This window comes from Rhizobium sp. SRDI969 (assembly GCF_025152725.1).
Lineage (GTDB): Bacteria > Pseudomonadota > Alphaproteobacteria > Rhizobiales > Rhizobiaceae > Rhizobium > Rhizobium leguminosarum_I.
On the sequence record NZ_CP104035.1, the window covers coordinates 579,089 to 591,655 of the forward strand.

Genomic DNA, 12,567 nt, shown 5'->3' on the forward strand with positions numbered 1-12,567 from the left:
TCAGATGGCCTCGGCCCCCCGTGTTCAGAGCACATAGACGGGATCAAACACGCCCTTGACCTCGATGCCGAGCTCCAGAAGCGCGCCGGCACTGGGCTGGGCCGAACGGGCATCCTCGTCGAGCCCTTCCCAGGCGGTCGTTACCGCAAGCCGGTCGGCATTGACGCCGATAAAGGCAGGGCAGGAAGGCTGGACGGCGGGGACCTTGTAGCGCGAAATACGCAGGCCATCGGGATTGTAGCGGTCGACGACACCCGCACCCCAGCGCGCATTCCAGATATAACCGTCGGCATCGACCACCGAGCCGTCGATGTCGCCGGGCTCGTTCATGCTGTCGACCAGCACGATAGGCTCGCCCGAGGGCAGGCCGGTCAGCGGATCGACCATGACTCGCATCAGCCGGTTGATGCGGGAATCCGTGTAATAGCCGATCGTGCCGTCAGGCGAGAAGCAGATCGAATTCGGGATGCTGATGCCGTTGAAAATCTTCGTCACCTTGCCGCTGGCGACATGATAGATGGCGCCGGCCTGGTTTTCCGCCCGCTTGCTCATCGTGCCGATCCAGAGCGCGCCGGAAGGATGCGTGCGGCCGTCGTTCGAACGGTTTTCCGGCCTGTCGTTTTCGAGCGCGGCGTAGAAGGTGAGGTTGCCGCTTGCCACGTCGCGCACGAAAAGCCCTTCTTCCGTCGCGATCAGCTGCCGCGCTGCGTCGATGCGTGCAAGCACGCTCGCCATCACAGGCAGCGGATGCACCTTTTTGGCGCCCGTCGAAAGATTGAGCTCGTGCAGTTCCTTGCCGAGGATGTTGAACCACCAGACGGTATTGCTGTCCGGATCATAGGTCGGGCCTTCACCGAGAACGGAATTGGTATTGCAAAGTGTTTTGCCCTCGAACTCATAAATATCGGTCATACGTTCACGCTCCCAATGGCTGCATCATAGGCGTAAATGGTCGCCTTGGCGCGCTCGGCAACCTCTGATGCGGTCATTCCTGGCTTGTAGATGCTGGTGCCGAGGCCGAAGGAGAAGATGCCGGCCTTGGTATAATCGCCGAAATTCTTGTCCGACACACCGCCGACGGCGGCAATCATCAGCTCAGCCGGCAGGATTGCCCGGATCGCCGTGATGCCGGAAGGGCCGAGCATGCTTGCCGGAAAGAATTTGAGACCGGTGGCCCCGGCGCGCGCTGCCGCCAGCGCCTCGGTCGGCGTAAAGACACCCGGCATCGTCACCATGCCATATTCGCGCGCCCGGATGATCACCTCAGGCTCGACATTCGGGGTGACGAGCAGCTTGCCGCCGGCCGCATGCAGGCTGTCGGCCGCCTCGACGGTCAACACCGTGCCGGCGCCGATCAGCACCTCGGCCGGCGCCATCTTTGCGGCGATCTCGATGGACTTGAACGGTTCCGGCGAGTTGAGCGGAATCTCGATCGCCGTCAGGCCATTTTCGATCAGAGCACCGACGACGCTTTCGGTCTCGTCAGGCCGGATGCCGCGAAGGATGGCGATCAGCGGGCGCTTCATATCGGGGAAGGGGATGCGGTTCATCGTGTCAGCTTTCTCAATTCGGCCAGATGGATTCGGCGGCAGCCGAAAGCCCGCGGCGCACGGCGGCGTCGGCGTCGATGGCGGTGAAGGCAAGGGAGAGGGTTCTGAAGGCCTGTTCGTAAAGTGCCTGCAGCCGCCCGGAGGCGACGAGGGTGATGTCGGTGCCGTTTGCCGCATCCTGCAGCGCCCCGGCGATCTCGAGGCCGATCAGCGTGCCGGAAAGCCGGGCTTGCGCGGCAGCGGCTGATATGCCGTGAAGGAGCTGGCCCGAGCGGGCGGTGAACAGCAGGTTGGAGGCAAGGGCCGGGCGCGTAAAAGCGGCCGAGACCGCCGCCTCGAAGGCTGCCGCATCCGCCTGCCGCTCTCCCGCGCCGGCAACGGCGTGCGAAAGGATCGTGTGTTTGCTGACGACGTCGAAAAGCTCGCCGGTCATGAAGGTCGAAAAGCCGGTGACCTTGGCGTCCGTCACATGCACCCATTTCGAATGCGTGCCGGGCATACAGACCGCCTGCGCCCCCGAGCTTGCGCGGCCGAGCGCGCCGAGAAGCTGGGTTTCCTCACCGCGCATGACGTCGGGCCTCGCCATGTCCCGCTGGGCAAGGCCCGGCAGGATGCGGATGTCGCGGCTTTCGCCTGGCACGGAGACCGCCCCGGTCAGGATCGAGACGAGCGGCGCCGGCACGTCGATATAACCGGCCTCAACCCAGCCCTGCCTGGCGCCGGCCATGCCGCAGACGATCACCGGCAGGTTTTCCGGCGCCTCGATGGCGGTGAGATGGCTGGCAAGCACCGCGGAAAAGCCGGTCTTTGCCGCGCTCGTCATGCCTTCGCCGCTGCGACGTTCGGCAAGGACGGTGCCGTCTCTGTCGATCAGCCAGAGCCGAAAGCTGCTGGTGCCCCAGTCCACCGCGACATAAGCGGGATTTGCCATTACAGAACGCCTCCATCGACAATCAGGGACTGGGCGGTCATTCCAGCCGCACAGTCGGATGCAAGAAACAGGCAGGGACCGACGATCGCATCGGGTTTGAGCGCGACTTTCAGGCACTGATCCTCAATCGAGCGCGCAATGCTCTCCTCGGTGAGCCAGTGCTGCATCTGCCGCTCGGTGACCACCATGCCGGGCAGGATGCAATTGACCCGGATATTCTCCGGCCCGAGCCTGCCCGCCAGGCTCTTCGTCAGTCCGACGACCGCTGCCTTGGCGGCCGCATAGGCGGGAAAACCACCCATGTTCAGCTTGAAGGCGATTGACGACATATTGATGATCGCCCCGCCGCCGGCCGTCCGCATCGACGGCACGACTGCCTGCGAGGTGAAGAACACATGCTTGAGGTTGACCGCCTGGTTATTGTCCCAATAGGCCTCGGTGACCGCGTCAAATTCATGGCGGTCGTCCCAGGCGGCATTGTTGACCAGCACGCGGATCGGCCCTGACCTGGTAATGACGGTATCGACCGTGCGCCGGATCGCCTCGATGTCGCGCAGGTCGGCATGGTGAAAGGAGACCGGATGCGTGGTCTCCCGCGACAGCCTTTCGGCGAGCTCGCGGCCGGCGGCCTCGGCGATATCGATGAATGAGACCTTGGCGCCTTGGCGCGCGAAACCTTCGACGATCGCAGCACCGATGCCTGATCCGCCGCCGGTCACCAGCACGGTTCGGTTTTTGAACTCGGGAAATTGTGCTGCTGGCATCATGGTCACCGTCGCCTCCCGACCTTATCGTTGTTCCATTATTTGGAACTTAATTTGACTATATGGAATTATCGAATTACAGTGCCCTTTCTGTCAAGGGTGAGTGACGCGATGAATTCGAACGGCGACGGCGCAGCACAGGCACGCGAGACCGGCACGCTCGGCAAACTGATGGTTCTGCTCGATCTCGTCACCCATGCCGACGCCCCGTTGCGTTTCACCGATATCCTGGCTCTCGCCGGCCAGCCGCGCGGCACGCTGCATCGCCAGCTGAGCCACCTGGTGGAGGAAGGGCTGATCGAGCTCGATGGTGACGGCCGCTATGCGCCAGGCCTGCGCCTGCTCGATTTCGCCGCGCGCAGCTGGGCGCGCAACGAATTCCGCTTGATCGCCGAGCCGCACCTCGCCGATCTGCAGCGGGCGACCGGCGAGACGGTGCATCTCGGCGTTCTCCGCGGACAGTCGATCATCTATCTCGATAAGGTCGAAGGCCGTCAGCCTGTGCGCATGTATTCGCAGATCGGCAATGCCTCGCCCTGTTATTGCACCGGCGTCGGCAAGGCCGCCTTGTCGCTGCTGCCGGCCGAAGGCCTTGCCAATCTCGTCGCCGGCTTGAGCTTCACCAGCTTTACCGCCTCGACCCATGTCTCAGCCGAAACGCTGCTTGCGGAAATCCGCGAGATTGCCGATCAGGGCTATGCCTTCGACCGTGAGGAGCATGAGGCCGGCATCCGCTGCGTTGCCGCACCCGTCTGGTCGGAGGATCGGACCTTTATGGGTGGCATTTCGATTACCGGCCCGGCCTATCGGTTGTCGATGGAACTTCTGCACCAGTGGGCCGTTCCGGTTCGACTGGCGGCTGGGAGGATCATGGAAGGCATGCGCGTTCGTCTCGGTCCGCGCCGCTGAGGGAAAAATCACAATCGGCCCGCTGCCGGACGCGAGCAGAGCATGCTTATGATGAGCGCGATATTGAGATTTGCCGACGAATCACCACAACTAGAACGGTCCGCGAAATCTACAACCAGTCATCGGCTGAACGCTCAACGCTGAAGCCGATTCCACAAGCGATCGTCGTTCCCCATGCAATTGAAACACCCCTAGCGGGCAGGTTTCGCAAACGGTTTGCCGGCCGCTGTGCCGAAGATGAAGAAATGTGATGGCACCCTTGTCGCAAACATCCACGGAAGAAGACGATTATGTTCAGGAAATTGCGGGCCTGAAGACCCAGTTCGATATTTTTCGTTTCATGAAACGGGTGACGGAAGCCTATCGCAGCCGTGCCTTCATGGTCCTCAACCTGCCGCCGATCACCTCCCTCGATCTTCAGGGCAGCACCGTCATTACCAGCTGGCCGGCCGAGCTTCTGGCTCTCTACGACCAGGAAGGCCTGATGGTGAACAGTCCGGTTCTGAGGCGCCTCAGAACATCCGCGCGACCCTTTTTCTACGACATGTCGCGTCAGAACTGGTCGCGGGACGACGGCAAGTCCATTCTCGTTGCCTCGCTGTTCGAACGTTTCAAGATGATGCGCTGCGCCTATTTCCCGACGCATGATCCTTCCGGCCTGCGCGGCGCCGTCTCTTTCGCCGGCGACCGCGAGCCCTTCAATCCGGCCGAGATGCGCGAGCTGTGCTACATCGCCATCCACGTCTTCGACAGGCTTGGGGAGATCCGCAACCTCGATACGCGCATGACGGACACGCTGACCGACCGCGAGATCGATTGCCTCAACTGGACGGCAGCCGGCAAGACCAGTGCTGAAATCGCCGAAATCCTCACCCTCTCCGAGCACACGGTCAATCACTACCTCAACCGCGCCACCAAGAAGCTCGACACGGTCAACCGCACCCAGGCCGTCGCCAAGGCGCTGCGCATCGGCCTGATCAAATAAGTTGCAAAAAACAACCGACTGCTTTCCGAGCCGCCCAGCGCGTAGGCATACCTTTCCCGCTGAGGGGCTGCCGCAAGCGCTTTTGCGCTCTTTTCCCTGATTTTTCATCTGGCACGCTTTCTGCATCTCTTCGGCGAGAGGTCCAGAGGGGACTTTGAGACCAGCGCCAGGAAATGGCGCGGCCGACACACCGCTGCCCGACGCCGATGCCGCTTTTCTCCCGGCCCTTCGGCGTCGGCGGCGGTTGTTGCGTTTTGGCACCGCTTCTTTCGCAGCTGTTGGCGATTTCATCTTCCTTGTTCACTTTTCGCTGGTCTTTTTTTCGGCTTGCGCTAGTTCGCCCCGGATTGCGCCGGTTCTAGGGGAGACCGTTGCGGCCATCAGGGCGAAAGCCCGGCGGACTTGATGGCCGCAACGGACTGCCAATTCTCCCCGGCGTTCTTTTTGGCCCGCCGGATTTTCCTCCCGATGATTTTGTTTGGCGAAGGCTTCGGTCTCCACTATTTCTACTGCATGACTTAGCCCAATCGGAATTGATTGGGCTGAGTCATGCAGCAATTCAAGTGCTACAGCGTCCTTGCGCGTCTTGAGAGACGCGCGACGCTGTAGTCTGCAAGAAGCATTGAGGGTGAAATGGCCGACGTCACCAAGGAACAGGTTCTCGAAACGCTGAAGACCGTGCGTGGACCGGATCTCGAGCACGATATCGTCGAGCTCGGCATGGTCTCCGACGTCTTCATCTCCGACGGCAAGGTTTATTTCTCCATCACCGTCCCGGCCGATCGCGCCAAGGAGCTGGAGCCGATGCGGCTCGCCGCCGAGCGCGTCATCAAGGAAATGCCGGGCGTCAAGGGCGCCCTCGTCACACTAACGGCGGACAAGAAGGCGGCCGCCGCCGCTCCGGCTGCCCGCCCTGCGCCGAACCCGCCGCACGGCCATGCCGGCCACGATCACGGGGCTCACGTCCCTCAACAGCCGCCGCGCGCCGGCAAGATCGGTGTGCCCGGCATCGGCGCCATCATCGCGGTCGCCTCGGGCAAGGGTGGGGTCGGCAAGTCGACCACCGCCGTCAATCTCGCACTCGGCCTGCTCGCCAACGGTCTTCGCGTCGGCATTCTCGATGCAGACATCTACGGTCCCTCGATGCCGCGCCTGCTGAAGATATCGGGCCGCCCGACGCAGATCGACGGCCGCATCATCAATCCGATGGAGAATTATGGCCTCAAGGTCATGTCGATGGGCTTCCTTGTCGACGAGGAGACGGCGATGATCTGGCGCGGGCCGATGGTGCAGTCGGCGTTGTTGCAGATGCTGCGCGAAGTCGCCTGGGGCGAGCTCGACGTCCTCGTCGTCGACATGCCGCCCGGCACCGGCGACGCGCAGCTGACCATGGCCCAGCAGGTGCCGCTTGCCGGTGCGGTCATCGTCTCCACACCGCAGGATCTCGCTCTGATCGATGCCCGCAAGGGCCTCAACATGTTCCGCAAGGTCGAGGTGCCTGTGCTCGGCATCGTCGAGAATATGAGCTACTTCATCGCCCCTGATACCGGCACCCGCTACGACATCTTCGGCCATGGCGGCGCCCGCAGGGAGGCCGAGCGCATCGGCGTTCCCTTCCTCGGCGAAGTGCCGCTGACGATGAACATCCGCGAAACCTCTGACGCCGGCACGCCGCTCGTCGCCTCCGAGCCGAACGGCATCGTCGCCGGCATCTATCGCGGTATCGCCGCCAAGGTCTGGGAGCAGCTCGCCGGCCAGTCCCAGCGCCCGGCGCCGGCGATCGTCTTCGAATAATGCATGCCGCCCGGAAGTGTGCAGCGGTTTCCGGGATGACGGCATGCATAAGACAAAATGCATGCCGCCCGGAAGTGTGCAGCGGTTCCGGGATAACGGCATGCATAAGACAAAATGCATCCCGCCCGGAAGTGTGAAGCGGTTCCGGGATAACGGCATGCATAAGACAAAGAGCTGGCGCGCGTCGCATGAATCGGGTTCGACGCGAGGTGCTTTAGCGAGCCGAATCACCGCAGCGGATACCCCAAATTGTGGGGGAAACGTGGTGAAAAGCCGCGCTTCACGGAAGATGTCTTGATTATTTCACGGCTTTGCTTCATATGCCGCGGCGCCATGATGGCGTTTTGCTGCAGATGCTCAATGAGGCCGTCCCCGTTTCGAAGGGTCCGGCCCGCCTGCAAGTTCGGAGTTGTCTTGTCGATCGAAGGATTGGGAACTGCGATGCAGTTGAGCACAATGCGCATGCCGGCCTTTGAGGTTGGATGCAGCCGGAGAGACTACCGGTGATTACCGCTTACTGTTCCAATTGCAAGTCGGTCGAGATCCGCGATCTGTCGCATGCCGCCTCCTTTCCCGAGGATGTCGTATGGATCGACATGATCGAGCCGACCCGCGACGAGGAACTCTATGTCGAGAAGGTTCTCGGCATCGAGGTCCCGACTCGCGACGATCTCAAGGATATCGAGCCTTCCGCCCGTCTTTATGTCGAAAACGACGCCGTCTTCATGACCGCTTCGCTGCTCTGGAAGGCTGACACCGACGTGCCGACGCTGACCGATGTCGCCTTCATCCTGGCTGGAAATCGCCTGGTCACCATTCGCTACGCCCATCCCAAATCCTTTGCGCTGTTCATCGCTGCCCTCCACCGGCTGCCGGAAAACTGGCGCAGCGGCGCTGCCCTTCTCGCCAAGCTCTTGGAGACGATCGTCGACCGCACCGCCGAAATCCTCGAAATCTCCATCTCCCGTATCGACATCCTCTCGACGCATGTCTTCGGCGATCGGGCAAGGAAGGTGCGCAAGCCCTCGAACTACCTCGAGGAGAAGTTGCGCGATATTGCCGGCCATCACCGGATGATCAGCAAGGTGCGCGACAGTCTCGGGTCGCTTACTCGCCTGCTGACGTTCTTTCACACGATCCCGGCGATCCAGCAGGACCGCGAGGCGAAGGAGCTCTGCCGCACCGTCTCGCGCGATGTCCAGTCGCTGTCGGAGCATGCTTCCTTCGTCGCAGGCAACATCACCTTCCTGCTCGATGCTTCGCTCGGGCTGATCAACATCGAGCAGAACTCGATCATCAAGATTTTCTCGATTGCCTCGGTGGTGTTCTTGCCGCCGACATTGGTCGCCTCCATCTATGGTATGAACTTTCAGGTCATGCCGGAGTTGACCTGGGCCGCGGGTTATCCCTATTCGCTGGCCTTGATGGTGATTTCAGCCGTCATCCCCTTTTTCTTTTTCCGCTGGAAAGGCTGGCTCTAAGGAGCTTGTTACAACTTCATGTCCGAAGAGAGCCATCCGAACGAAAGCCATATGACGCCGCGAAAACTGTTCTATCTCGCGCTGGGTTCCGTCGGTGTCGTCTACGGCGATATCGGGACCAGCCCGCTCTATGCCTTTCGCGAGGCGCTGAAGCCGGTGGCCCATGACGGCGTCACCCGTTTTGAAGTCATCAGCCTGATCTCGCTGATGATCTGGGCGCTGACGATCATCGTCACCATCAAATATGTGCTCTTCCTGCTGCGCGCCGACAACGACGGCGAGGGCGGCACGCTGTCACTGCTTGCCCTGCTGATGAAGACCGCCAACGGCCATACCGCCATCCTGATGCTGCTTGGCCTGATGGGTGCTGCCCTCTTTCTCGGCGATGCGATGATCACGCCGGCTCTATCGGTGCTGTCGGCCGTCGAGGGCCTGAAGCTCGTCACACCCAGCCTCGCGGAATATATCGTGCCGATCTCGGTGGTGATCCTGGCGCTGCTTTTCGTCGTGCAATCGCGCGGCACCGGTGCCGTTGCAAGGTTCTTCGGCCCGATCACCGCCGTCTGGTTCCTCGTCATGGCCGCCGCCGGCATTTCTCATATCTCGGACGATTACGGAATCCTTGCCGCCTTCAATCCCTATTATGCCGTCAGCTTCCTGCTGCATGAGGGCTTCTACGGCGTCGTCGTACTTGGCGCCGTCTTCCTGACGGTGACGGGCGCCGAGGCGCTCTACGCCGATCTCGGCCATTTCGGCCGTCGTCCGATCCAGTGGGCCTGGTTCCTGCTGGTTTTCCCGTCGCTGACGCTGAACTATCTGGGGCAGGGGGCGCTGGTTCTCGGCAATCCGGCGACGATGTCCGATCCCTTCTATCTGATGTATCCGAAATGGGCGCTGCTGCCGGTCGTCATCCTGGCGACTGCCGCGACGATCATCGCCAGCCAGGCTGTCATCACCGGCGCCTTCTCGATGGTGCGCCAGGGCATCAACCTCGGCTTCCTGCCGCGCATGGAAATCCTCTTCACCTCGGAAACCAATACCGGGCAGATCTTCGTGCCTTCGGTCAACGCCGTGCTGTTCATCGGCGTCATCTTCCTGGTGCTGAGTTTCAAAACATCGGACGCGCTGGCGACCGCCTACGGTATCTCCGTCACCGGCGCCATGGTCGTCACCTCGATCATGGCCTTCGAATTCGTCCGCGCCCGCTGGAACTGGTCGCTTCCGGTTGCGGTGATCGCGCTCGCGCCGCTGGTGGTGCTCGAAATGATCTTCCTCGGCGCCAACCTTTTGAAGATCCACGACGGCGGCTATATCCCGATCATGATCGCCACGGCCTTTACCGTCGTCATGTGGACCTGGCGTCGCGGCACGGCGATCCTGATGGAAAAGACCCGCCACACCGATATCCCGCTCGCCTCCTTCGTCAGCTCGATCGAGCGCAAGAGCGAACATTCGCCGGCCCAGGTTCCGGGCACCGCGATCTTCCTGACCAGCGATCCGGAATCCGCCCCCGCCGCCTTGCTGCACAATCTCAAGCACAACCACGTGCTGCACGACCGCAACGTCATCCTGACGATCCGCACGGTCAACAAACCGCGCGTCCCGAGCCACGACCGCTACAGGGTCGAGCAGATTTCCGAGCGTTTCTCCCGCGTCGAGCTGCTGTTCGGCTTCATGGAATCGCAGAACGTCTCGCAGGCCTTGGCGACGCTGCGCAAGACGGGACTGAAATTCGACATCATGTCGACCTCCTTCTATCTCGGCCGCCGCAAGCTGGTGCCGGACGCCAAGTCGGGCATGCCCTACTGGCAGGACCGGCTCTACATCGCGCTCGCCAACGCCGCCGCCAACCCTTCGGACTACTTCCGCCTGCCGGCGAACCGCGTGGTGGAACTCGGCTCGCACGTTATTATTTGAGCTCCCTCTTCTCCCCAGCGGGGAGAAGGTGGCCCGCAGGGTCGGAAGGGGGCCACACGGTACATCATTCATTGCCCTTCGCTTGCGTTCAGCGCATTCGCGGCTTTGCCGCTCACCCCCTCATCGCCTCGCTATCGCTCCGGCACTTCTCCCCGCTGGGGAGAAGAGGACGGTCGTGGCCGCCTTGGTCCCCTTTCTCCGTAGCCGGAGCAAGAGAAATTGGACCAAGTTGCTGTTGCTTCATCATTGACATCCCTTGGGATCGAGGCCGGAGGTGCCGCACCGCTGTTCCCAAACCCACGAAATTATCCCCCACATTAGAGCATCCAAAAGTTTTCACGCTCATATTTCGGCACAGCCCGTTAACCGGACATCAAGGTTAATGCGAGATTTTCAATGGAATGTTCCCGCGTTCCATGCCGGAGTCCGTGTTGCGTCGAAAGAGCCCTTCCCGTAGCAAGCTGCGTCTTATTCCCGAGAATTGGGTGTCGCCCGCAATCTTCGGTCTCGCCGGCTGGCTGATTTTCCCGAGCGTCGCATCCCATGCCGATCTCGCCGCCATGCTTGCCGGCCTCGATCATGAGGGTGAGAACTGGCGCATGGTGCTGACCAATTCGCCGGCCGGCTCCATCCACCAGGCCGAACTCGCCTTCGCCGAGCCGATCGTGACGGGTTCGATCTCTGCCGGTGCCGGCATGGTGCTGCCCGATGGCCGCAAGGTCGCCTTCACCGCCAAGGACAAGGGCGCTGCCAAGGATAGGGGCCGCGAGGATACGCCGGACGAGGATCGCGTCAACCGCAGCGCTAAGAAAGGCCGGGTCGTCGCCATCGAGCAGATGCAGCCGCCGAAGGATTTTTCCGCCGGCTCGATCCTTGAGCGCACCAGAATGCTCTTCACCCCGAGCTTCGATCTCAAGGACCGCTCGGCTTTCATCAAGCCGAAGATCCAGGGCAAGGAAATCGAGATCGCCACATCTTTCTATAAGACGCAGCCTGTTGTGACCGATATCGGCGTGCCCGCCATGCTCGCAAGCCTCGTCACCAGCAACAAGGCCGATGTACTGGCCACCGCCTATGGGCCGGCGGCACCCGACTATTCCCGCCAGTCGCCCTTCGATTCGATCCTGACCGATCAGGACAGCGGCCGCTTCGTTCCGGAGATCGGCCCGCGCGACCATGCCTGGGCCGCAAGCGTGCTGGCGCCGAGCGTCTTTTCCGCTCGCGAACAGCAGTGCCTTGCCTCCGGTATCTATTTCGAAGCGCGTGGAGAATCGGTGAAGGGCCAGGCGGCCGTCGCCCAGGTTATCCTCAACCGCGTCCGCAACCCCTCCTATCCCAAGACCATCTGCGGCGTCGTCTATCAGAACGAGGATTGGCGCAACCGCTGCCAGTTTTCCTTCGCCTGCGACAGCATCAAGGACAGGGTGAACTCGGAAGATCACTGGCGAGTCGCCCGCGACGTTGCGATGGCGGTGACATCAGGCAAGATCTGGCTGCCGCAGGTGGGCTCGGCGACGCACTATCATGCCGTCTATGTCAGACCGAAATGGGCAAAGACCATGGAAAAGGTCGGCCGCATCGGACTTCATGTCTTCTATCGCACCTATGGCGGCGGCTGGAGCTGAGATAAATCGCTTGGGCAAGCCGATTTCCGGCCCGGAAAAGCGGATTCTTTCCGTCGAATTTGCGCGATCGACCCAGAGTCGATTTATCTCTTTGATTTGATGGAATTATTTTCTCGCTGGACAGAAGCTGTCTACGCCTTGACTATGCTAATCCCTAAAACTATGTTGCGCGCGACTTCAGAACGGGCCGGAAGGGTCTCAACCTTCGCGTCCGGGGTCCGAATGACCGGGGTAGCGGGAGTGCGGGCGACGGGCATGCGAGGATAGATCCATGGCGGATGACCGCGAGGAAAGTCTTGAGAAGCGCCGTGCGCAATTGGAAGCGAAACTCGCGACCAAACGCGTCGAGACGGGAGAGGACGAGGCCAGGGAAGCCCGTGCCGAGGTAAGCCGCAAAGGTTATGCCCAGGCGATGAAGCTTTCCAGCGAGTTCATTTCCGCAATCGTCGTCGGTGCCGTCCTTGGCTATGTCCTCGACCGTTTTGTTGGCACGGCGCCTTGGGGTTTGATTGTTCTTCTGCTTCTCGGATTTTGTGCCGGCGTTCTGAACGTGCTGCGTTCTGCGGGGGTGGTGGCCCATCCCCTGGACGACGACAAGAAATAAGGACCGG

General features: G+C 61.5%; 12 protein-coding genes. 7 read left to right on the plus strand and 5 right to left on the minus strand.

Annotated elements, in window-relative coordinates:
- Positions 1-24: 24 nt before the first annotated feature.
- The 4 genes from N2A41_RS02760 to N2A41_RS02775 are packed head-to-tail and all read right to left on the minus strand — an operon-like array spanning position 25 to position 3,248.
- The gene (locus tag N2A41_RS02760; RefSeq protein WP_017963008.1) at positions 25-912 is read right to left on the minus strand and encodes an SMP-30/gluconolactonase/LRE family protein; all 888 of its coding nucleotides are present in this window, start codon (positions 910-912) and stop codon (positions 25-27) included.
- The gene (locus N2A41_RS02765; RefSeq protein WP_260110210.1) at positions 909-1,550 is read right to left on the minus strand and encodes a 2-dehydro-3-deoxy-6-phosphogalactonate aldolase; all 642 of its coding nucleotides are present in this window, start codon (positions 1,548-1,550) and stop codon (positions 909-911) included. Before N2A41_RS02765 ends, N2A41_RS02760 begins: the two co-directional genes overlap by 4 nt.
- A gap of 13 nt (positions 1,551-1,563) precedes the next feature.
- Positions 1,564-2,481 (minus strand): 2-dehydro-3-deoxygalactonokinase, encoded by a 918-nt coding sequence (locus N2A41_RS02770; protein ID WP_162118895.1) that lies wholly within the window; start codon positions 2,479-2,481, stop codon positions 1,564-1,566.
- Positions 2,481-3,248 (minus strand): SDR family NAD(P)-dependent oxidoreductase, encoded by a 768-nt coding sequence (locus tag N2A41_RS02775; protein ID WP_170262454.1) that lies wholly within the window; start codon positions 3,246-3,248, stop codon positions 2,481-2,483. The genes N2A41_RS02770 and N2A41_RS02775 overlap by 1 nt, the downstream gene beginning before the upstream one ends.
- Before the next feature lie 108 nt (positions 3,249-3,356).
- Between N2A41_RS02775 and N2A41_RS02780 the strand changes: the two genes are divergently transcribed.
- The 3 genes from N2A41_RS02780 to N2A41_RS02790 all read left to right on the plus strand — a co-directional run bounded on the left by N2A41_RS02780 (position 3,357) and on the right by N2A41_RS02790 (position 6,933).
- Positions 3,357-4,154, plus strand: a complete 798-nt coding sequence (locus N2A41_RS02780; protein WP_162118896.1) for an IclR family transcriptional regulator — start codon at positions 3,357-3,359, stop codon at positions 4,152-4,154.
- Positions 4,155-4,404: 250 nt separating this feature from the next.
- Positions 4,405-5,139 carry a LuxR family transcriptional regulator gene (locus N2A41_RS02785; RefSeq protein ID WP_162118897.1) on the plus strand — a complete coding sequence of 245 codons (735 nt, stop codon included), beginning with the start codon at positions 4,405-4,407 and terminating at the stop codon, positions 5,137-5,139.
- A gap of 633 nt (positions 5,140-5,772) precedes the next feature.
- Complete coding sequence (locus N2A41_RS02790) at positions 5,773-6,933, plus strand: Mrp/NBP35 family ATP-binding protein (RefSeq protein ID WP_162118898.1); 1,161 nt, start codon at positions 5,773-5,775, stop codon at positions 6,931-6,933.
- Positions 6,934-7,160: 227 nt separating this feature from the next.
- On the opposite strand, the gene N2A41_RS02795 is transcribed toward N2A41_RS02790, so the two are convergent.
- On the minus strand, positions 7,161-7,397 hold the full coding sequence (locus N2A41_RS02795) for a hypothetical protein (RefSeq protein ID WP_017963016.1): 237 nt from the start codon (positions 7,395-7,397) through the stop codon (positions 7,161-7,163).
- A 39-nt stretch (positions 7,398-7,436) separates the two neighbouring features.
- Here N2A41_RS02795 and N2A41_RS02800 point away from each other — a divergent pair, with 39 nt between their 5' ends.
- From N2A41_RS02800 to N2A41_RS02815, 4 genes are all read left to right on the plus strand, one after another.
- Positions 7,437-8,414, plus strand: coding sequence for a magnesium transporter CorA family protein (locus tag N2A41_RS02800; protein ID WP_311202829.1), 978 nt, complete (start codon positions 7,437-7,439; stop codon positions 8,412-8,414).
- 18 nt (positions 8,415-8,432) lie between these two features.
- Positions 8,433-10,331 (plus strand): potassium transporter Kup, encoded by a 1,899-nt coding sequence (locus tag N2A41_RS02805; protein ID WP_260110211.1) that lies wholly within the window; start codon positions 8,433-8,435, stop codon positions 10,329-10,331.
- Positions 10,332-10,762: 431 nt separating this feature from the next.
- Positions 10,763-11,956 (plus strand): cell wall hydrolase, encoded by a 1,194-nt coding sequence (locus tag N2A41_RS02810; protein WP_260110212.1) that lies wholly within the window; start codon positions 10,763-10,765, stop codon positions 11,954-11,956.
- Between the two features lie 271 nt (positions 11,957-12,227).
- Positions 12,228-12,560 carry an AtpZ/AtpI family protein gene (locus N2A41_RS02815; RefSeq protein WP_018483239.1) on the plus strand — a complete coding sequence of 111 codons (333 nt, stop codon included), beginning with the start codon at positions 12,228-12,230 and terminating at the stop codon, positions 12,558-12,560.
- Positions 12,561-12,567: the final 7 nt, after the last annotated feature.